This is a genomic window from Sphingopyxis sp. A083 (assembly GCF_001468495.1).
Classification (GTDB): domain Bacteria; phylum Pseudomonadota; class Alphaproteobacteria; order Sphingomonadales; family Sphingomonadaceae; genus Sphingopyxis; species Sphingopyxis terrae.
This window is the reverse complement of record NZ_LNSK01000001.1, coordinates 696,129-716,824: the sequence shown is the minus strand read 5'-3', so window position 1 is coordinate 716,824 and position 20,696 is coordinate 696,129. Positions and strand designations below refer to the sequence as shown.

Below are 20,696 nucleotides of genomic sequence, written 5' to 3'. Positions count from 1 at the left end.
ATTAGGCCCCATTTGATGCGCATGTGGATCGCGATCATCGCCATTTTCTGCGCCGGGGTGGGCAATTTCGCGATGCACCGCGCCTTCATGGAAAGCGACGATCCGCTGGTGCAGCAGATGGTCCGGCCGCTCGCCGACAAGGTCGGTCCGCACATCACCTACGTGTTCGAATTCCTGCTCCTCGTCGGCGCCATGGCGATCGCGACGCGCAACTGGTTCACCGCGATGCTGCTCTATGGCCTTTACACCATCTTCAACGCGATGGCGTTCAGCTGGGTGATGAATCGCCCACGGTGAACCGCTCGGCAAAGCGCATCATCCCGGCGGCGCAGCACCCCGCACGCGACTGCTCTCTTTACTTGCCCACCCACCTTCCTATGTCGGTTTGATGGTCAGCCCCGCGCCCTCGCTTCCCAAATCCTTCGCGCAGCTTTCTCCGGCCGAGGCCGCCGAATTGCTCGCGGCGCGCAAACTGCCGCCGGTCGAAAGCTGGCATCCGGCGCGCACGGGCGACAGCGCGATGGAAATCCGCGCCGACGGCAGCTGGTATCATGAAGGCGGCCGGATCAACCGCCCGGCGATGGTGAAGCTGTTTTCGACGATCCTGCGCCGCGAACCCGATGGCGGCCATGTCCTGGTCACCCCGGCCGAAAAACTGGCGATTGCGGTCGAGGATACCGCCTTCCGCGCCGTCGAGATGAAAAGCGAGGGCGACGGCGCGGCGCGCACGCTGCTGTTTCGTCTCGACACCGACGATCTGGTCATGGCGGGCGCCGATCATCCGCTGTCCTTCGGGCGCGATCCCGACCGTCCCGACCCGCTGCTCCATGTGCGCGGCGCGATCGGCAACGGGCTGGAGGCGCGCATCGACCGCGCGCTCTATTACGAGATTGTCGAGATGGCGCTGGCCGAAGGCGGCGATCCGCCCGCCATCTGGTCGAACGGCGCCTGCTTTCCGCTGGTGGACCGCTGATGCTCTCGGCAAAGCTGCGCGATGCGCTCGACAATCTGCTTCCCGATCACGGCGAGGATGAGGGCTATCTGCTCCATCGCGGCGATTCGCTGCGCGACGCGGCGGTGCTGATCGCCTTCACCGACCGGCCCGACCCCGGCGTCATCCTGACCCAGCGGCCGCAATGGCTGCGCAGCCATGCGGGACAGGTCGCCTTTCCGGGCGGCAAGATCGATCCCGGCGACGCCGATGCGGTCGATGCGGCGCTGCGCGAAGCCGAAGAGGAAATCGGCCTGCACCGCCGCGACGTGGCGGTCGCCGGGACGACCGACGCCTATCGTTCGGGCAGCGGCTATCACATCACCCCGGTCCTCGGCGTCATCCCGCCCGACCTGCCGCTCGATCCCAATCCCGACGAGGTCGAGGACTGGTTCGAAGTGCCGCTCGACATCCTGTTCGATCCCGCCAATTACGAACGCCAGCAGGCGCATTGGCAAGGGCAGGTGCGCCGCTATTATGACATGCATTGGCAGGGACGGCGGATCTGGGGCGTGACGGCGGATATCATCATCAATCTGGCGCGGCGGCTGCCGCCCGGCTGGCATCGCTGAGATGGGGGTAACGATGCTGCCCGACGCCGCGTGGCGCGGCCGCGCGGGATTGCGCCGGATCGTCGCCGCGCTCGGCGCCGACGCGGTGAAGATCGTCGGCGGGGCGGTGCGCGATACGCTGCTCGGCCTGCCCGTAACCGACATCGACCTCGCAACCCCGCTGCTGCCGCAAGAGGTGACGCGGCGGCTCGAGGCGGCCGATATCAAGGTCATTCCGACCGGCATCGCGCACGGCACGGTGACCGCGATCGCGAGCGGCGATCATCACGAGATCACGACGCTGCGCCGCGATGTCGAAACCGACGGCCGTCGTGCTACGATCGCCTTTGCCGACGATTGGCGCGAGGATGCCGCACGGCGCGACTTCACGATCAACGCGCTCTATGCCGATCCGCTGACCGGCGCGGTCGACGACTGGTTCGGCGGGCTTGCCGACCTGCAGGCGGGCTGCGTCCGCTTCATCGGCGATGCGGCGACCCGGATCGCCGAGGATCATCTGCGTATCCTGCGCTTCTATCGCTTTGCGGCGCGTTTCGGGGACGGCGACCTCGAACCCGTCAGCCACGCCGCGGTGACTGCCGCGCGCCAGTCGCTCAAGAGCCTGTCGCGCGAGCGCATCGCCGACGAATTGACCAAGATATTGTCGCTGCCTGACCCGCGCGCAATCGTCGGCCAGATGGCGGCCGACGGCATCTTCGCGGTGATCCTGCCCGAACTCGATCCGACGTTCGCCGCAGCGCTCGACCGCTTGCTCGCCAATGAAAGCGCGACCGCGGCGGCGCCCGCGGCGCTGCGCCGGCTCGCCGCGCTGTTGCCCGCCGACGCCGGTATCGCCGATCAGGTCGCGAGCCGGCTGCGCCTGTCGACGCGGCAACGCAAGCATCTGTCGGCGATCAGCGCGTATCGCCATGACGCGCGGCCGGTGCGTCAGCTTGCCCATGCCATCGGGATCGAGGCGGCGCGCGACGCGCGGCTGCTCGGCGGGAATGAGAGCGATGCAGCGGCTGCGGTCGCGGCGCTCGACGGCTGGACCGTGCCGCAGCTTCCGGTGCGCGGCGGCGACATCGTTGCACGCGGCATCGCGGCGGGCCCGGAGGTTGCGCGCATCCTGCAAGGCGTCGAGGCGCAATGGGTGGCGGAGGATTATCCGGACGCCGCGCGCGTCGCGGAACTGGTCGATCAGATGATCGGGCGGAGCAGCGACTGACGCCAATAGGCGATCGCCGCGCGGGCATCCATCGGCCGCGCGAACAGATAACCCTGACCGAAATCGCAGCCGAGCGCCGAGAGCAGCCGCGCTTGGTCGGCGGTTTCCACACCCTCGGCCGTGGTGCGCATGCCGAGCACTTCGGCAAGGCTCTGGATCGTGCGGACGATGGCCGCCTTGTCGCGGTCCTCGACCATATGGTCGACGAAGCTACGATCGATCTTGAGAACGTCAAGCGGCAGGCGCTGGAGATAGGCGAGGTTCGAATAGCCGGTACCGAAATCGTCCATCGCGACCCGGGCCTCGACCGCCTTGAGTTCGCTCAGCACCGACAGCGCAAGGTCGGGATCGCCGATGATCGCGCTTTCGGTGAGTTCGATCATCAGCCGGTCGCCGCCGATGCCGTGCCGCGCCAGCGCCTCGCGGACCACCGCCGCGACATCGTCACGAACGAGCTGGATCGCCGAGACATTGACCGAGATATAGCAGTCGACCGGGGCATCATTCTCGCGGTCCCACGCGGCGAGCGTTTCGGCCGCCTTGGCGATCGCCCATTGGCCGAGCGGGACGATCAGTCCCGAATCCTCGGCAACAGGGATGAATTCGGTGGGCGACACCGCGCGGCCGGCGCTGTTGTTCCAGCGCGCCAGCGCCTCGAAGCCCGCAACCTTGCCGGTCGACAGTTCGACGAGCGGCTGGAAGTCGAGGTGCAGGCGGTCTTCCTCGATCGCGTTGCGTAATTCGGTTTCGAGCCCGAAGCGATTGTCGGCGAGCAGCGCCGCCTCGGGTTCGTAGATTTCGATGCGGTCGGTCTGCTTCGCCCGCTTGAGCGCGATCTGCGCGTGGCGGATCTGGTCGGCGACATCGGTGTCGGGCGCGGATTGAATCGCGCACCCGAGCGCGCAATCGACGCTGACCTTCAGCTCGCCGATGCGGAAGGGGTGGTCGAAGCAGCCCCGGATGCGGCGCGCCATTTCGCGGACGTCGGCCTTGCCGCCCGCGATGCGCGTCGAAATCGCGAATTCGTCGCCGCCGGTGCGCGCCAATATGTCGCCGCTGCGCAGGCTCGATTTCAGGCGCCGCGCCACGGTAATGATCAGCTCGTCTCCGGCCAGCGGACCGATATGTTCGTTGATGCGGCTGAACCGCGCGAGGTCGAGCAGCAGGATGGCATGATCGCCCGCTTCCTGCTCGGTACTGCGCTGTTCGACCAGTTCCTCGAACCCGGCGCGATTGGGCAGGCCGGTCAGGCTGTCGGAAACGAGTTCGCGGCGCAGATTGCGCTCGGTCATCATTTCCTGCGTCCGGTCGATCAGGGTCAGGAGGAACAGCGAATCGTCGCCGCTCTCGTCCGATAGCGGGCCGATCGATCCGCGCAGGTCGCGCGCCGCCGGGCCTTCGCCCAGGCGGCAGGAAAATTCGTGGACGCCGCCGATATGCTGCGCGGCCTTTTCGATCGCGCGGCGCAGTTCGATCGGCGCCTCGACACCCGCCGGCGACAGGTCGAGCCGGTCGAAGGCGGCGTTGCTGGCGTGCAGGCGAAAATTGCCGCGCGCTAGCGGCCGCACAAGCGCGGCGGGGACCGGTAAGGCGTCGATCCAGCCGACAAACAAGGATGGCCGGTCTTCACCGGTTCTATCTATTGGCATAACAAAGGGTTTGATGCGACCTTTCCCCATTGGTCGATGCCTAAGTGACCGGAGGTAAAGAAGCTATTTACGGCAACGTAAATTGCGATCAGTCGAAGCGATTGTTACGCGGGAAACCGGTTGGCGGCATCCGCCCCGACGCACTGCGCGCGACGCGCCACGGCCCGAGGTCGGTTTCGGTGCGCACGCGCCCCGTCTCGCCCCCCATCGTCCAGCTCAACCCTTCGGCAAAGACGAAGCTCGTCGCGTCGGACAGGCCGCCATCGCGATATTTCTGCAGCATCACGCCCTGACCGCGCGCCATCACCGGCACTTCGGCGATCGGGAAGACGACAAGTTTGCGGTTCTCGCCGATCACCGCGACGCTGTCATGGTTCGCCGCGATCGTGCGGACGACCGACAAGTGTGCCTTGGGCTTCAGATTGACGACATTGCGGCCCTTGCGCGTTTCGGCGATCACATCGGCCATCTGCGCGACGAAGCCGTGCCCGCTCGACGAAGCGAGCAGCAGCCGGCCGTCGGCGCTCGCCGGGATCAGCGCGACGATGCGCGCGTCGGGGTCGATGTCGACCATCAGGCGCAGCGGCTCGCCGAAGCCGCGCCCGCCGGGCAGCTTGTCGGCGCCTACGGTATAGAAGCGCCCGTCGCTCGCGGCGACGAGCAGCTTGTCGGTCGTCTGGGCATGCACCGCAAAGGCGAGCTCGTCGCCTTCCTTGAACTTGAACTCGGCCCATTGATCCGCCGCGACATGGCCGCGCTGGGCGCGAATCCACCCGCGCTTCGACAGGATCACCGTCACCGGTTCCTTCTCGATCATCGCGTCGAGCGGAATGTCGCGCGCCGGCGCGGCTTCGGCGATCGCGGTGCGCCGCGCGCCGAGCGGCGTGTCGAGGCCATAGACGGCCTTCAGCTTTTCCAGATCCTTGCGCAGCCGCGTCTTCTGGCGGTCCTTGCTCGCGACGAGCTTCGCCAGTTCCTCGCGCTCGGCGATCAGGTCGGCCTGCTCGCGCTTCAGCTCCATTTCCTCGAGCTTGCGCAAGCTGCGCAGGCGCATGTTGAGGATCGCCTCGGCCTGGCGGTCGGTCAGCTCGAATTCGGCCATCATCACCGCCTTCGGCTCGTCCTCGGTGCGGATGATCTCGATCACCCGGTCGAGGTTCAGGAAGGCGATGAGATAGCCGCCGACCAGTTCCAGCCGATCGTCGATCTTGCCGATGCGATGCTCCGCGCGGCGAACAAGGACGATGATCTGATGCTGCAACCATTCGGTGAGCAATTGGTGCAGCCCCATCACCTTGGGCGTGCGCGTCGCATCGAGGACGTTGAGATTGAGCGCGAAGCGGCTTTCGAGCTCGGTCAGCCGGTAGAGGCTTTCCTTCAGGATGTCGGGATCGACGTTGCGGCTCTTGGGCACCAGCACGATGCGGATATCCTCGGCGCTTTCGTCGCGGACATCCTCGAGGATCGGCAGCTTCTTGTCGGCGATAAGCTGCGCGATCGCTTCGATCAGCTTGCCCTTGGAAACGCCATAGGGAATCTCGCTGATGACGAGCTGCCACGTGCCGCCCGCCTGCTTCTCGATCCCCGTCTCCTCCCACGCGTCGTCCTGCTTGCCGGTCGAAAAGCGCGCGCGGACGCGAAAACTGCCGCGTCCGGTTTCATAGGCGTGGGCAATCGTCTCCGCGCTGTCGACGATGACGCCGCCGGTCGGAAAATCGGGGCCGCGCACATGCGTCAGCAACTCGGCAAGCTCGGCCCTGGGATTGTCGAGCAGCACCAGCGCGGCGTCGATCACCTCGGCGGCGTTGTGCGGCGGGATGTTGGTCGCCATGCCCACCGCAATACCGCTCGCGCCATTGGCAAGCAGGTTGGGGAACAGGCCGGGCATGATCTCCGGCTCTTCGTCTTCGCCGTTATAGGTCGGACGGAAATCGACCGTGCCTTCGTCGAGCCCCTGCATCAGGTCGATCGCGACGCGCGTCAGCCGCGCCTCGGTATAGCGATAGGCGGCGGCATTATCGCCGTCGATGTTGCCGAAATTGCCCTGCCCGTCGACCAGCGGATAGCGCAGCGAGAAATCCTGCGCGAGCCGGACCATCGCGTCATAGACCGCGGTGTCGCCGTGCGGGTGGAATTTACCGATGACGTCGCCGACGACGCGCGCCGACTTCTTGTAGCCCTGCGACGGATCGAGCCGCATCGCGCGCATCGCCCACAAGAGGCGGCGATGCACGGGCTTCAGCCCATCACGCAGGTCAGGCAGCGACCGCGCCGTGATCGTCGACAGCGCATACACCAGATAGCGCTCCGACAGCGCGCTGCCGAAGGGGGTGTCGATATTGCCGGGTTCAGGAGGCGGAAGGTCGTCGGTGGTGCTGGCCATTGTCGCGGCGCGATAGCAATCCTAGCGCATCAACGCAAAGGGCTTGGGAGGATCGATCCTACGGCTTGTCGGCATAGGCCTTGACCAGATCGTACATGAAGTCGCGGCCGACATAGACCGCCTTCACTTCGACCCGTTCGTTGAGGCCGTGGACGCCGTTGCCGTCGGGGTCGCCCCATATGCCGGGAATGCCATAGGTCGGGATGCCCACTGCGCCGAGGAAGGTCGCATCGGTATAGCCGTTCGCCATCGACGGGATGACCTTCAGCCCCGGCCAATAGCGCGCGACGAGCCTTTCCATCGGGCCGATCACCTTGGGGTCGAGCGGCGGTGCCGGCGGCGCGGGGCGCTTTGGCGGGAGCTGCGTCACGGTGACGCCGGGGTCGCCGATCACCTTTTCCAGCTCGGCCTTGATCTCCTCGATCGGATGACCGGGGAAGATGCGGCAGTTGATATTGGCGCCCGCCCGCTGCGGCAGCGCATTGGGGGCGTGCCCGCCGTCGAGCAGGGTCGCGACGCAGGTCGTGCGGATATTGCCGTGGAGGAATCGATCCTTGTTGACGATCGCCTCTGCCGCCTTGTCGGCAGGATCGGCAGCGAGCGCGGCCATCGCCTTGCCCATTTCGTCGCCGCGCGCGGCGCCCGCTTCGCTGAAAAAGCGCTTGGTCGTGTCGGTCATTTCGACCGGAAATTCATATTCGTCGATCCGCGTCAGCGCCCGCGCGAGCTGATAGATCGCATTGTCGCGCACCGGCACCGAGCTGTGGCCGCCCGCGTTTCGGGTTTCGAGGCGGAAATTGGCGAAGGTCTTTTCGCCGACCTGCACCGACTGGCCGATCACATGGCCCTTGCCGTCGCTGTCGCCGCCACCGCCTTCGTTAAGCGCGAATTCGGCGTCGATCAGGTCGCGCTTGTTCGCCGCCAGCCATTCGGCGCCGTTGAAGGCGCCGTTGGTTTCCTCGCCGCAGGTCAGCGCCAGCTTGACGGTGCGCTTGGGCTTGTACCCTTCCTTGCGGAAGCGGATCAGCGTGTCGGTCCAGATCGCCGCCTGCGCCTTGTCGTCGAGCGTTCCGCGGCCATAGAAATAGCCGTTTTCCTCGACCATCTTGAACGGGTCGCGTTGCCAGTCGGCACGTTTCGCCTCGACGACGTCGATGTGCGCGATGAGCAGGATCGGCTTGGCGGTCTTCGATGTGCCGGGATAGACGGCGACAAGGCCGCCCTCCTTCGGATGATCGGGGTCCGCGAACAGCGTCAGTTGATCGTCGCCGAAGCCCGCCGTCTTGAGGCGCGCCGCCATGCGTTCGGCGGCGAGCGTGCAGCTCCCCGCCGACAGCGTCGTGTCGGTTTCGACCAGTTCCTTGTAAAGATCGCGAAAGGCGAGCTGGTCCGCGCGCGGCGCCGTCTGCTGCGCGGTGGCGGGCGCGGCGACGAGCAGCGCCGACGACAGCAAGCCGGACATGATCTTCATTGGTTGGCCTCCCCTGAACAGGCCGCGACAGGAGCAGAAAGCGCCGTGCGCCGCAAGCCGCTTGCGCGCGGCGCCGCTTTCGCGCAAGTCGCGCTAGGGTCCTGACCCTAAGGATGGGGAGAGAGACGTGACGCCGATCGAAGACGATCAGCCCGGGCCGGTCGCGCGCGCGGTGCGCCGCCTGCTGTTGCTGCTGTACCGCCTGCGCGGCTGGACCGCGGTGGGTGAGGTGCCCGAACCGCGCCGCTTCATCATCATCGCCGCGCCGCACACCAGCAACTGGGATTTCGTCAACTATCTCGGACTGACCGCCGACCTAGGCGTGCGCGCCCATTTCATGGGCAAGCTGTCGCTGTTCAAATGGCCGCTCGGCGGCTTCATGCGGCAGATGGGCGGGATTGCCGTCGATCGCCGGAACAGCAGCAATGTCGTGCAGCAGATGGTGCAGGAATTTGCGCGGCGGCGCGAGTTCATGCTGACCGTCGCGCCCGAAGGGACGCGGGGCAAGGCGAAGAAATGGCGTACCGGCTTTTACCAGATTGCGCTCGCCGCGAAGGTGCCGATGGTCGTCGGCCTGATGGATTATGGCACCAAGACCGGCGGCCTGGGGCCGCTGATCTGGCCGACGGGCGATTTCCGGGCCGATATGATGAAGGTGTTCGACGTCTATAAAAGCTGTATTCCGAAAATACCCGAACGCGCCGTCCGGTCGATCGACGACATCGTCGGCCGCGACGAGGAGGTGCAGGGCGTGGAGGCACAGGGCGAGGAGGGACCGGGCCGATGACCGACATAGTGACGCTTCTGGCGATCAATTTCGCGGCACTGATCGCGGCGATCCTTGTCCTCTGGGGTGTCGCGGTGGCGATCCGCGACGTGTCGTTCATCGATGCCTTCTGGGCTTTCGGCATGGTGCTGCTGGCACTCGCAAGCGCGGCGCAGGTCGGTATCGAAGGCGTGCACGCGGCGGCGATCCTCGCGCTCACGGCCCTGTGGGGGCTGCGCCTGTCGATCCATCTCTTCGTGCGCTGGCGCGCGCATGGCGAAGACCCGCGCTACACACCGATCATGGCGCGCACGATGGAACGCCGCGGCTGGAGCTGGGCGCAGACGGCGCTCCTCACCGTCTTTCTGACGCAGGCGCCGCTCCTGTTCCTCACCTGCCTCCCCGCGCAGATCGGCATTTGGGCCAGCGTGGCCGATCCGGTGCCGGCGCTGGGCGTCATCGGCTGGGCGGGCGTCGCCGCGGCGCTCACCGGTATCGCGTTCGAAAGCATCGGCGACGCGCAGCTCGATGCCTTTCGCAAGAATCCGGCGAACAAGGGCAAGGTGCTCGACACCGGCCTGTGGCGGTATACGCGGCACCCCAATTATTTCGGCGATGCGCTGACCTGGTGGGGCATCTGGCTGATCGCTGCCGACATCGGGCTGTGGGCCGCCGTGGCGAGCGTCATCGGTCCCATCTTCCTGACCTTCACCCTGACGCGCTGGTCGGGCAAGGCGCTGCTGGAAAAGGGCCTGCACAAGACGCGTCCCGGCTATGCCGACTATGTCCAGCGCACCTCGGGCTTTTTCCCATGGCCGCCAAAGACCAGGGGCTAGGCGGCGAAGCGGCCGCCGCCGATGCCGGCGCGCTGGGCGATGCGCCGCGCATTCGCGCGATCCTGACCGCCGCGGCGCGCGACGGACGCAGCGTCAGCTATTCCGAAATACTCGGCGACCTGGGTTTCCGCTTCACGCGGCCCAAGATGCGCGCGCTATGCAAGACGCTGGGCGAGGTCGACCGGCTGTGCGCGCTCGATGGCGAACCCGATCTCGCGGTGCTTGTGGTGCGCGAGAGCGACCGGCTGCCCGGTCAAGGCTGGTGGGTCGGCGGCACTGCGCTGTTGCTCGGCTACGACGGCCCGTGGGAAGGCGCCGCCGCGGCGCGCTTCATCCGCGAACAGCAACAGATCGCGTTCGATTATTGGGCGTCGCGATAGGCCGGAAAATATCGCGGCGCGCGGCAAAGGCAGCGGCATGTTGAGCGACGCCATCGCGACCTAGCCAAATGCGCCCCTTCGCCCTAAAGAGCGCCGATGCATTTCCTCGATCAGGCAAAGATTTTCGTGAAGTCCGGCGACGGCGGCCCCGGCGCCGTTTCGTTTCGCCGTGAGAAATATGTCGAATATGGCGGCCCCGACGGCGGCAACGGCGGCAAGGGCGGCGACATCGTGTTCGAGGCGGTGAGCGGACTCAACACGCTGATCGACTTTCGCTATACCCAGCATTTCAAGGCCCGCCGCGGCACCCCCGGGGCCGGCCGCGATCGCACCGGCGCGGGCGGCGACGATCTGGTCATCCAGGTGCCGATCGGCACGCAGATCCTGGCCGATGACGAAGATCGCAGCCTGCTCGCCGATCTGACCAAGGAGGGCGAGCGCATCGTCTTTCTGCGCGGCGGCGACGGCGGGCGCGGCAATGCGAGCTACAAAAGCTCGACCAATCGCGCACCGCGTCAGCACGGCCCCGGCTGGCCGGGCGAGGAAATGTGGGTGTGGCTGCGCTTGAAGCTGCTCGCCGATGCGGGTCTGGTCGGGCTGCCCAATGCCGGCAAGTCGACCTTCATCAACGCCGTCTCCAACGCGCAGGCCAAGGTCGGCGCCTATGCCTTTACGACGACGCGGCCGCAACTCGGCGTCGTCAGCCACAAGGGGCGCGAATTCGTCATCGCCGATATTCCCGGCCTGATCGAAGGCGCCGCCGATGGCGCGGGGATCGGCGACCGCTTTCTGGGGCATATCGAACGCTGCCGCGTGCTGCTGCATCTGGTCGACGCCAATGATGCCGATGTCGCGACCAGCTATCACATCGTGCGCGACGAACTCGACGCCTATGGCGCGGGGTTGACCGACAAGCCGGTCGTCGTCGCGCTCAACAAGGTCGATACGCTCGACGAGGAATTGATCGCCGCGCTCAAGGCCGAGCTTGAAGAAGCAAGCGGCTATCCGGTCATGGCGCTGTCGGGCGCCAGCGGCGAAGGCGTGGGCGCGGTGCTCGACAAATTGCTCGAAGCCATCGGCCCGGTTGCGCCCGCGGCCGACCATCGCGACGACGCCGACGACGAAGGCGCTTGGTCGCCGCTTTGACGGCGCGGCGGCCGGCGCGGAACGAAACGCGCCCGCGGGGCATTTGATCGCGGAACAACAAGGAGTTCGTCATGCCTCCCCACGCGTCCCGCGCCCTGCGCGCGCCTCTCTCGCTCTGCCTGGCCGCGGCCACGGCGCTCACCGCCGTCCCGGCCGCCGCGCAGGACGAAGGCGAAACGACCGGCAAGCGCACCCGCGTCTTCGCCGGGCCGCAATTCTGGCCCGAAACCCCCGGATCCAAAAAGCTCGTCGTCGGCCCCTTCGTCGACCTCTCGCGCGCGAAGCCCGGCGAGGATTTCGCCTTCGAGGCCCCCGACCAGAGCTTTGGCTTCGACCTTGTCGACGACAAGAAATTCGACTTCGGCCCGAACGCCAGCATAATCCGCAAGCGCAAGCCCGAAGCCGTCGGCGGCAACCTGCCCAAGGTCGGACTGACGGTCGAAGCGGGCGCCTTCGCCCAAGCCTGGCTGACCCCGGCGCTGCGCGTGCGGGTCGAAGCACGCAAGGGCCTCGGCGGTCATGGCGGCTGGGTCGGCGATGTCGGCGCGGATTATGTCGCGCGCCAGGGCGACGACTGGCTGTTTTCGATCGGGCCGCGCGTCTCGCTCGGCGACAGCAAATATAGCCGCGCCTATTTCGGCGTCGCGCCCGCCGATGTCGCCGCCTCGGGCCTGCCCGCCTATGATCCCAAGGGCGGCGTGCAATCGGTCGGCGTCACCGCAGGCTATATGCGCCAGCTGACGCGCAATTGGGGCGTCGCGGCCTTTGCCCGCTACGACCGCCTCGTCGGCGATGCCGCCGACTCACCCGTCACCCGCGCCTTCGGGTCGCGCAACCAGCCGGCCTTCGGGATCGCGCTGAGCTACACCTTCGGCGGCAAGCGCTAGGCCGCGCGGACAATTCCGACGCCGCAGGGACTGCAGCTAACCGCCAGTTCGTTCGGAAAGCTGCCTTTCCGGAAACGACCGATTGCGGACGTTCCGCAGTTCCTCTCACGAGAACTAAAGCTGACGTTGCTACGGGCAATTGAATGCGTCAGGTTTAGGTATGAACGAAGACATCATCACCGAGGTTGGCATCGACGCTCAAGGGCGGCTGTATGTTTGTCCGGCTGCAGCTGAATTTCCATATGTTTATCGGGCCGCGATGGAAGTGAACTGGGATAAGCAAACCCGCAGGCTTTTTGGTCCAAAACCTCGCCATTGGTCCTATGCTGACTGGTTTAAGCAAATCGTTGCCGCCGCATCCGACGAATATGGAACACACCTGAGACTGAATGCCGATACTGTCTTTGTGAATGTTCCAACGCCTTTACGTGCGGAAATAGAGTCTTATTCCGAACAAAATTGAAGGCCGCTTTTGCCATGCTGTTTTAAAAATCGGACGGTCCGCTTCCCACCCCAAAGTGGACGTTCGATCAGGTTGGACCTTGTCCACGCGCCTAGTCTAATTTCGTTGGCGCGCAGGCATCGGCGCGCTATCGGGCGCGCATGTTGTTCGCGCCTGCCTCCTGCCCGCGGCTGATCGTCAAGATCGGATCGGCGCTGCTCGTCGACGAAGGCGGCGCGGTGCGGCGCGACTGGCTGGCCGGGATCGCCGCCGACATCGCGGCACGTTGCCGCGCCGGGCAGCAGGTTGCCGTGGTGTCGTCGGGAGCGATTGCGCTCGGCGCTCGCCGGCTCGGCCTTGCCAAGGGCGGCCGCGCCAGCCTTGAGGATGCGCAGGCGGCGGCAGCGACCGGACAGATTGCGCTGTCGCAGGTCTGGGCCGAGGTTTTGGGCGCCGAAGGGCTGACCGCAGCGCAAATCCTCGTCACGCTCGACGATCTCGAACATCGCCGCCGCTACCTCAACGCCGCCGCGACGCTCGACCGGCTGCTCACCCTGGGCGTGGTTCCGATCATCAACGAGAATGACAGCGTCGCGACCGAGGAAATCCGCTTCGGCGACAACGACCGGCTCGCGGCGCGCGTCGCGCAGGCGGCGGGAGCGGGCGGCGTCGTCCTGCTCTCCGACATCGACGGCCTTTATGATCGCAATCCGGTGCAGCCCGGCGCCACGCATATCGCGCGCGTCGACCGCATCGACGCCGCGATCGAGGCGATGGCCGACACCGGATCGGCATCGGGCATGGGGTCGGGCGGCATGGTGTCGAAGATCGCGGCGGCGCGGATCGCCAATTCGGCGGGCGCGAGCCTCGCCATCGCGTCGGGACGGATCGAACGCCCCTTGTCCGCCGACGCGCGCCACACGCTCTTCACGGCCGAACGCGGCGCAAGCGCGCGCAAGGCATGGCTCGCAGGCGGGCTGACCGCCAAGGGACGACTGACGATCGACGCCGGGGCGGTGCGCGCACTTGCCGGCGGCGCCAGCCTGCTCGCCGCCGGCGTCACCAGCGCGTCGGGCGACTTCGCGCGCGGCGATATCCTCGACATCGCCGGTCCCGACGGGCGCACGATCGCGCGCGGATTGTCGGAATATACCGCCGCCGATGCGCAGGCGATCCTCGGCCTCGGCCGCGATGCCCAGGAGGCCGCGCTCGGCTATGCGCCGCGCGCCGCAATCGTCCACCGCGACCATCTGGTCCTGTTGTGACGGCGCCGGACCAACCGCCCATTCTGGCCATGACCGGCGCGACCGGCTTCGTCGGCGGTGCGACATTGCAGCGGGCGGTCGCCGCCGGCTGGGAGGTGCGCGCGCTGACGCGGCGGCCGCAACAGCCGCGCGATGGCGTGACCTGGATCGACGGCGCGCTCGACCGGCCCGACAGCCTGGCCGCAATGATCGCGGGCGCCGATGCGGTGCTGCACATCGCCGGCGTCGTCAACGTGCCGACGCGCGCCGCGTTCGAGGCGGGCAATGCCATCGCGACCGCCAATATGGTTGCGGCCGCCCGCGATGCGGGGGTGGCGCGCTTCGTCCATGTCTCGTCGCTCGCCGCGCGCGAGCCGACGATGTCCAACTATGGCTGGTCGAAGGAACGCGCCGAAGCCGTGGTGATGGAGAGCGCGCTCGACTGGACCATCATCCGGCCGCCCGCCGTCTTCGGCCCGGGCGACACCGACATGCTCGACCTGTTCCGCATGGTGGGCCGCGGCATCGCATTGCTCCCCCCGCCGGGGCGGATGTCGGCGATCTATGTCCACGAACTGGCGCGCCTGCTGCTGGCGGTGACGGCCGACCGCAAAGAAACCCTTGGCCGGATTTACGAACCCGACGACGGTCAAGACGGGGGCTGGACGCACCGCGAATTTGCGAAGGCGATCGGCCGCGCGATCGGGCGGCCGAACGTACCGGCGCTGTCGGTGCCGGCGGCGGTGCTCAAGGCGGGCGGGCATCTCGACCGCCTCGTCCGCCGCGATCGCGCCAAGCTGACGCCCGACCGCGCCGCCTATATTGCGCATCCCGACTGGGTTGCGACCGCCGGGACACAGCCGCCAGCAGCGCTGTGGCAGCCCGCGCTCGCCACCGATGAGGCGCTCGCCGAAACGGTGCGCTGGTACCGCGAACAGGGCTGGCTCTGACGTCGCCGGTGGGGCTTCGCCGGACGCCCGTCGAAGCTTGGATTGCCAAGGCCGGGCGGGCGGATTAGGCACGGGGCATGACCGACACCAGCGCCACGCCGCCCCAGACCCCCGATTCCGCCGGCCCCTGGGCCATTCCGGTTCGCCGTCCGCTGCCGGGCGACGACCGGCCGCGCGGCGGCACCAGCTTTCCGCGCAAGGTTTGGAACCTGCTCGTCGCGATCAAGGACGGGCTCGCGCTCCTGTTCCTCCTGCTCTTTTTCGTCGGGCTCTTCGCGCTGCTCTCCGGCCGTCCCAATGCGTCGCTGCCCGTCAGCAAGGGCGCGCTCGTCGTCGAACTCGACGGCGTGCTGAGCGAACAACCGGCCGAGGTCGATCCCTTTGCCGCCGTGTCGGGCGGCGATCGGATGAAGGAATATCGCACCCGCGACGTCGTCCGCGCTATCGAAACCGCGGCGAAGGACGACCGCGTCAGCGCCGTCGTTCTCGACCTCGACCGCTTCGTCGGCGGCGGACAGGTGTCGCTTGCCGAAGTCGGCGCCGCGGTCGACAAGGTGCGGGCGGCCAAGAAGCCCGTGCTCGCCTTCGCCACCGCCTATACGACCGACAGCTATCAGCTCGCCGCGCATGCGAGCGAAATATGGACCGACAGCATCGGCGGCGTCGCCGTCGCCGGCCCCGGCGGATCGCGCCTCTATTACAAGGGGCTGATGGACCGGCTCGGCATCACCGCGAACATCTATCGCGTCGGCACTTTCAAGAGCGCGGTCGAACCCTATCTGCGCAGCGACCAGTCGCCCGAGGCGAAGGAGGCCAATCTGGCCTATGCCTCGGTGCTGTGGGACACCTGGCTCGCCGAAGTGAAGAAGGCGCGGCCGCAGGCAAAGCTCGACGCGGTGCTGGCCACTCCGGCCGCGGTGGTGAAGGCCGCAAACAATGACCTCAGCAAGGCGTCGCTCGACGCCGGACTGGTCGACAAGATCGGCGGCCGACTCGCTTTCGGCGAGCGCGTCGCCGAAATCGCCGGCGCGCCCGACGACAGCCAGCCTTGGGCCTATAATGCGATCCCGCTCAAAAACTGGGTCGCCGCCAACCCGCCCGAAGCCAAGGGAGCCGCGATCGCGGTCGTTCCGGTCGTGGGCACCATCGTCGACGGCAAGGCGCGCCCCGGCAGCGCCGGCGGCGATACGATCGCCGAACATATCCTCGACGCCGCATCGGACGACGGCGTCAAGGCGATCGTGCTGCGCGTCGATTCGCCCGGCGGATCGGTGCTGGCGTCCGAACAGATCCGCCAGGCGCTGCTCGTCGCCAAGGCGAAGAAGCTGCCGATCGTCGTCTCGATGGCGAATGTTGCAGCGTCGGGCGGCTATTGGGTTTCTACCCCCGCCGACCGCATCTTTGCCGAGCCCGAGACGATCACCGGCTCGATCGGCGTGTTCGGCATCCTGCCGAGTTTCGACAAGACGCTCGCCAAGATCGGCGTCACCACCGATGGCATCCGCACCACCCCGCTGTCGGGACAGCCCGACATCCTCGGCGGCGTCAACGAAGAGTTCAACCAGCTCGCGCAGGCGGGGGTCGAGGACGTCTATGCCCGCTTCACCGGCCTCGTCGCCAAGAGCCGCAAACAGCCCATCGAAAAGATCGAGGCGATCGCCGAGGGCCGCGTCTGGGCCGGCGGCACCGCGCGTCAGATCGGGCTGGTCGACCAGTTCGGCGGGCTGCCCGACGCCCTCGCAGCCGCGGCGAAGCTTGCCAAGGTCGATGGCGCCTTCCACGCCCAATATTTCGAGGAAGAGCCGAGCGAATGGTCGAAGATGCTCGCCGCCTGGACCGGCGCCGAGCAGGATGAAACCGCACTCGCGCCGCGCGGCTGGTTCGGCATCGCGGCAATGAACCGCACCCTCGCCGAGCGCCGGCTGGTGCAGGATATGCAGATGCTGACGAGCAGCGGATCGGTGCAGGCCGCCTGTCTCGACTGCCGCGCCTATCTGCCGCCCGTGCCGGCCGGCTCGGCAGAGGCGAAAGGCCTGATCGGGATGCTGGCGTTCCTCTGGAAATAGCTGAAGGGGCACATCGCCGGGCGGATCGGAACAATATTGCCGCAAACGGCGCCGAATCGCCGGGGCTTGCCGCCATCGGCAAAGGCGTATAAAGCCGCGGCCAATGTCCGGCCGCCCCGCGAGGGGCGGCCCTTATTATTTCCGCTTTTGGAGAAGCAGTCATGGCCAATGCCGATGCCACCCCGCTGATGCCGCATGCGACCGCCGCCTGGCTGGTCGACAACACCGGCCTGACCTTTGCGCAGATCGCCGATTATTGCGGCATCCACATCCTGGAAGTGCAGGCGATCGCCGATGAGACCGCGGCGACCAAATATACCGGCCGCGATCCGGTTCGCGCCCACGAACTGTCGATGGAAGAGATTGAAAAGGGCCAGAACGACCCGAACTACAAGCTCAAGATGACGAAGCAGGCGCAGGACACGATCCGCCGCACCCGCGGCCCGCGCTACACGCCGGTCAGCAAGCGTCAGGACAAGCCCGACGGCATCGCCTGGATCCTGAAGAACCATCCCGAAGTGTCGGACGGCGCGATCGGCAAGCTGATCGGCACGACGCGCAACACCATCGGCGCGATCCGCGATCGCAGCCACTGGAACAGCGCGAACATCGTGCCCAAGGATCCGGTGACGCTCGGTCTCTGCTCGCAGCGCGAACTCGACGCGATCGTCGCGAAGGCCGCGAAAAAGGCGGGGATCAAGGCCCCCGAAGACAGCCGCTTCGAAGGCGACCGCGAGGCGCTGCTCGAGGAACTGCGCGCCGAGCGCAGCGCCGCCGCCGAAGCACGCGCGGCAGAGGATCATTCGGACGACGAAGCCTGACGCATGGCGGTCGGCGGCGACGAGGATGATATTCCGGCGGCCAGCGGTTCGCCGGACGCGTCGCTGACCCAGGACGACAGCTTTACCGCGACGAGCCACGCCGGATTGACCTATCCCTGGGGCGACGCCGCACCGGGGACCGGCGAAACGATCCGCATCGCCGACGGCATCAGCTGGGCGCGCATCCCGATGCCGGGTTCGCTCGGCCACATCAACAGCTGGCTGCTCGACGACGCCGCCCCCGACGGCTCCGACGGGGTGGCGGTGGTCGATACGGGCATTTGCCTGACCATCTGTTCGGACGCCTGGAAGGCGCTCTATGCCGGGCCGCTCGCGACCGCGCGCATCACGCGCGTTTTCGGCACGCATCTGCACCCCGACCATATCGGCCTTGCCGGCTGGATTGCGAAGAAGCAGCAGGTGAAGCTGTGGATGACGCGCGGCGAAATGCTCACCGCGCGCGCCATCGTCGCCGATTCCTCCGACGTCGCTCCCGACGAGGTGCTGGCCCAGTCGCGCGCCGCGGGATGGGACGAAGAGGCGATCGAGCGCCAGCGCGCGGGCGGCTGGAACATGTTTCAGCGCATGATCTTCGCGCTGCCGCGCAGCTATGTCCGCATCGCCGACGGCGACCGGATCGATTTCGGCAAGCACATGTGGCGCGTCGTCACCGGGTCAGGCCACAGCCCCGAACATGCGTGCCTGTGGAACGAGCGCGAAGGCGTGCTGGTCTCGGGCGATCAGGTACTGCCGCGGATCAGCTCGAACGTGTCGGTCAACATCACCGAACCCGATGCCGATCCGCTGGGCGAATGGCTCGCCTCGATCGACAAGCTGCTCGCGACCGTTCCCGCCGACGTCGTGACCTGTCCCGCGCATGGCGAGCCCTTTCGCGGGCTGCACGTCCGCCTGATGGCGCTCCGCGACGAACACCGCATGCGGCTCTACAAGGTTGCCGAAGCGGTCGCCGAAACCCCGATGCGCGCGGTCGACACCTTCCCGCTGCTGTTCAACCGCCCGATCGGCGCCCACAACCAGAATCTGGCGACCGGCGAAGCGCTGGCGCATCTCAAGCGGCTCGAGGTCGAAGGCCGCGTGCGCAAGGAGGATCGCGGCGGCGTGTGGTGGTATCACGGGGTCGCCTGAAGCGATCCTTCAGCGCGGGCCGATCATCCCCGCAGCGACGGGCAAATCGTGACCGTTGACGGCGAGCGCGAGCAGGCGGTGCTTTTCATAGGGGCCGGGCAAGTCCCACGCCCCCGTCGCGTCCGCGGTGAAGCCGAAGAAGCGGCCATAATATTCGGGATCGCCGATCATCATCAGCGCACCGTCGGCCATCGTCCGCGCCGATTCGAGCATGCGGTCCATCAGCGCGCGGCCGTGCCCGCCGCGCTGAACATCGGGGCGCACCGCAACCGGGCCGACCATCACCAGCGGCGTCGCCGTCCCCTGCGCATCGCGATGCGCGACCGGCCAGCACTGGATCGTGCCGACTAGCGCGCCATCCTCGACAGCGGCGAAGCTGAGGCAGGGGACCGCATCCATACCCTCGCGGATGCGATAGGCGGTTCGTCCAAAGCGGTCCGATCCGAAAGCGGCGTCGAGGAGCGCCTCGACCGCCTGCGGTTCGATTTCGGACAATGGAAGTAACTCGACCAACGCGCACCCTTTCGCTAATGCGGCGGCGCTTTAGGGTCGCCGACCGGCAATGGAAAGCCGAATGTCGCGCCCGTACGACAGGAATTTCTTGTGACCGACACATTGTGGCTGGAAGTGGACGGGCTGACCGTCGATGTGCTGACCGGCATTTATTCCGAAGAAACCCACCTGCCGCAGCCGCTGCGCATTTCGGTGCGTGCGCGCTTGGTGATGGCCGATCATTATGACCCGGCAACCCCGCTCAGCGCCTCCAAAAACTATATGAACCTGAAATTCGCGGCGACCGAGGGACTGCCCAAGGACGTGCATTTCGTGCTGATCGAAAGCGTCGCCGACCATATCATCGACACGCTGTTCCTGCAGGACGACAAGGTCGAAGAGGTCGAGGTGAAGATCGTCAAGCTCGCGATCGCCGAGGATGGCGAAGAGATCGGCATCACGATGCGCCGGGCGCGCAAATGACGGCGGCGCCGATCGCACTCGTCACCGGTGGTCTGCACCGGATCGGCGCGGCGATCGCGGCGCGGCTCGCGCACGAGGGCTATGCGCTCGCAATCCACAAGCGCAGCCCCGGCGCGGCCGATGCCGTGCTGGAGGACGCGCTGGCCGACACGGGCGCCGAATGTCACCGCTTCGCCGCCGACCTCGCCGATCCGGCCGCCGTCGATGCGCTGGTGCCCGCGGTGATCGCAAGGTTCGGCCGTGCGCCCGCGCTGCTCGTCAACAACGCCTCGCTGTTTCCCGAGGGCGAATGGGACACGCTGACCGGCGCCGCGCTGGCCGAAACGATGCAGATCAATCATCACGCGCCGGTGATGCTCGCGCGCGCCATGGTCGCCGCGAACGAAGGCGGCCGGCGCCCCGCGATCGTCAACATCCTGGACCAGCGCATCGCCAACCCGGTGCCCGACCAGCTTGCCTACAGCCTGTCGAAGCAGGCGCTGTGGCAGGCGACGGCGACGCTGGCGGTCGCCTTCGGCGCGCGCGCGCGCGTCAATGCGGTGGCGCCGGGGCTTACCCTCCCCACCGACGATTACAGCGCGGGACAGATGACGCGGCTCGCGGCACGCATGCCGCTCGGCGCGCTGCCGACCCCGGACGATATTGCCGGCGCGGTCGCCTGGCTCGCCCGCGCCGAGGCGGTGACGGGGCAGACGATCTTCGTCGACGGCGGCGCGCATCTGGCGCCGCTCGGCCGCGATTTCGTAGCGCTGGAGCGCGATTGA

At 67.1% G+C, this 20,696-nt stretch carries 21 protein-coding genes; 17 read left to right on the top strand and 4 right to left on the bottom strand.

Annotated elements, in window-relative coordinates:
* Positions 1–15 precede the first annotated feature (15 nt).
* The 4 genes from ATE59_RS03465 (at position 16) to ATE59_RS03450 (ending at position 2,770) form a co-directional block, all read left to right on the top strand.
* Positions 16–297 carry a hypothetical protein gene (locus tag ATE59_RS03465; RefSeq protein ID WP_003042843.1) on the top strand — a complete coding sequence of 94 codons (282 nt, stop codon included), beginning with the start codon at positions 16–18 and terminating at the stop codon, positions 295–297.
* Positions 298–388: 91 nt separating this feature from the next.
* Positions 389–973: a DUF1285 domain-containing protein gene (locus ATE59_RS03460; protein WP_058811195.1), complete on the top strand. Its 585-nt coding sequence runs from the start codon at positions 389–391 to the stop codon at positions 971–973.
* Positions 973–1,563 (top strand): CoA pyrophosphatase, encoded by a 591-nt coding sequence (locus ATE59_RS03455; RefSeq protein WP_003042847.1) that lies wholly within the window; start codon positions 973–975, stop codon positions 1,561–1,563. Before ATE59_RS03460 ends, ATE59_RS03455 begins: the two co-directional genes overlap by 1 nt.
* A gap of 13 nt (positions 1,564–1,576) precedes the next feature.
* Complete coding sequence (locus tag ATE59_RS03450) at positions 1,577–2,770, top strand: CCA tRNA nucleotidyltransferase (protein ID WP_082657290.1); 1,194 nt, start codon at positions 1,577–1,579, stop codon at positions 2,768–2,770.
* On the opposite strand, the gene ATE59_RS03445 is transcribed toward ATE59_RS03450, so the two are convergent.
* From ATE59_RS03445 to ATE59_RS03435, 3 genes are all read right to left on the bottom strand, one after another.
* On the bottom strand, positions 2,743–4,383 hold the full coding sequence (locus tag ATE59_RS03445) for a putative bifunctional diguanylate cyclase/phosphodiesterase (RefSeq protein ID WP_003042851.1): 1,641 nt from the start codon (positions 4,381–4,383) through the stop codon (positions 2,743–2,745). The genes ATE59_RS03450 and ATE59_RS03445 overlap by 28 nt on opposite strands.
* A gap of 124 nt (positions 4,384–4,507) precedes the next feature.
* Positions 4,508–6,802 (bottom strand): DNA topoisomerase IV subunit A, encoded by a 2,295-nt coding sequence (gene parC, locus ATE59_RS03440; RefSeq protein ID WP_058811193.1) that lies wholly within the window; start codon positions 6,800–6,802, stop codon positions 4,508–4,510.
* A 58-nt stretch (positions 6,803–6,860) separates the two neighbouring features.
* Positions 6,861–8,273, bottom strand: a complete 1,413-nt coding sequence (locus tag ATE59_RS03435; protein ID WP_058811192.1) for a M20/M25/M40 family metallo-hydrolase — start codon at positions 8,271–8,273, stop codon at positions 6,861–6,863.
* 127 nt (positions 8,274–8,400) lie between these two features.
* Here ATE59_RS03435 and ATE59_RS03430 point away from each other — a divergent pair, with 127 nt between their 5' ends.
* From ATE59_RS03430 to ATE59_RS03385, 11 genes are all read left to right on the top strand, one after another.
* Positions 8,401–9,060 carry a lysophospholipid acyltransferase family protein gene (locus ATE59_RS03430; protein ID WP_058811191.1) on the top strand — a complete coding sequence of 220 codons (660 nt, stop codon included), beginning with the start codon at positions 8,401–8,403 and terminating at the stop codon, positions 9,058–9,060.
* Positions 9,057–9,875 carry a DUF1295 domain-containing protein gene (locus ATE59_RS03425; RefSeq protein ID WP_058811190.1) on the top strand — a complete coding sequence of 273 codons (819 nt, stop codon included), beginning with the start codon at positions 9,057–9,059 and terminating at the stop codon, positions 9,873–9,875. The genes ATE59_RS03430 and ATE59_RS03425 overlap by 4 nt, the downstream gene beginning before the upstream one ends.
* Entirely contained in the window at positions 9,851–10,255 is a 405-nt protein-coding gene (locus ATE59_RS03420; RefSeq protein WP_058811189.1) for a hypothetical protein, read from the top strand. Before ATE59_RS03425 ends, ATE59_RS03420 begins: the two co-directional genes overlap by 25 nt.
* A 96-nt stretch (positions 10,256–10,351) precedes the next feature.
* Positions 10,352–11,401: a GTPase ObgE gene (gene obgE, locus ATE59_RS03415; protein ID WP_003042868.1), complete on the top strand. Its 1,050-nt coding sequence runs from the start codon at positions 10,352–10,354 to the stop codon at positions 11,399–11,401.
* A 71-nt stretch (positions 11,402–11,472) separates the two neighbouring features.
* Entirely contained in the window at positions 11,473–12,288 is an 816-nt protein-coding gene (locus ATE59_RS03410) for a MipA/OmpV family protein (RefSeq protein ID WP_058811188.1), read from the top strand.
* A gap of 160 nt (positions 12,289–12,448) precedes the next feature.
* Positions 12,449–12,751 (top strand): hypothetical protein, encoded by a 303-nt coding sequence (locus ATE59_RS17720; RefSeq protein ID WP_156416697.1) that lies wholly within the window; start codon positions 12,449–12,451, stop codon positions 12,749–12,751.
* Between the two features lie 140 nt (positions 12,752–12,891).
* The gene (proB, locus tag ATE59_RS03405) at positions 12,892–13,995 is read left to right on the top strand and encodes a glutamate 5-kinase (protein WP_058811187.1); all 1,104 of its coding nucleotides are present in this window, start codon (positions 12,892–12,894) and stop codon (positions 13,993–13,995) included.
* A gap of 29 nt (positions 13,996–14,024) precedes the next feature.
* Complete coding sequence (locus ATE59_RS03400; protein WP_058811186.1) at positions 14,025–14,924, top strand: NAD-dependent epimerase/dehydratase family protein; 900 nt, start codon at positions 14,025–14,027, stop codon at positions 14,922–14,924.
* A 77-nt stretch (positions 14,925–15,001) separates the two neighbouring features.
* Positions 15,002–16,990, top strand: a complete 1,989-nt coding sequence (gene sppA, locus ATE59_RS03395) for a signal peptide peptidase SppA (protein ID WP_082657274.1) — start codon at positions 15,002–15,004, stop codon at positions 16,988–16,990.
* Positions 16,991–17,178: 188 nt separating this feature from the next.
* A complete protein-coding gene (locus tag ATE59_RS03390; RefSeq protein WP_040589884.1) occupies positions 17,179–17,811 on the top strand; it encodes a DUF1013 domain-containing protein in 633 nt (210 codons plus the stop codon).
* Between the two features lie 3 nt (positions 17,812–17,814).
* Positions 17,815–18,957, top strand: a complete 1,143-nt coding sequence (locus ATE59_RS03385) for an MBL fold metallo-hydrolase (RefSeq protein WP_058811185.1) — start codon at positions 17,815–17,817, stop codon at positions 18,955–18,957.
* 9 nt (positions 18,958–18,966) lie between these two features.
* Here ATE59_RS03385 and ATE59_RS03380 read toward each other — a convergent pair whose 3' ends face one another.
* Positions 18,967–19,452, bottom strand: coding sequence for a GNAT family N-acetyltransferase (locus ATE59_RS03380; RefSeq protein ID WP_082657273.1), 486 nt, complete (start codon positions 19,450–19,452; stop codon positions 18,967–18,969).
* A gap of 108 nt (positions 19,453–19,560) precedes the next feature.
* Here ATE59_RS03380 and ATE59_RS03375 point away from each other — a divergent pair, with 108 nt between their 5' ends.
* Positions 19,561–19,932 (top strand): dihydroneopterin aldolase, encoded by a 372-nt coding sequence (locus tag ATE59_RS03375; RefSeq protein ID WP_003042886.1) that lies wholly within the window; start codon positions 19,561–19,563, stop codon positions 19,930–19,932.
* Positions 19,929–20,696, top strand: coding sequence for an SDR family oxidoreductase (locus ATE59_RS03370; protein WP_058811183.1), 768 nt, complete (start codon positions 19,929–19,931; stop codon positions 20,694–20,696). The genes ATE59_RS03375 and ATE59_RS03370 overlap by 4 nt, the downstream gene beginning before the upstream one ends.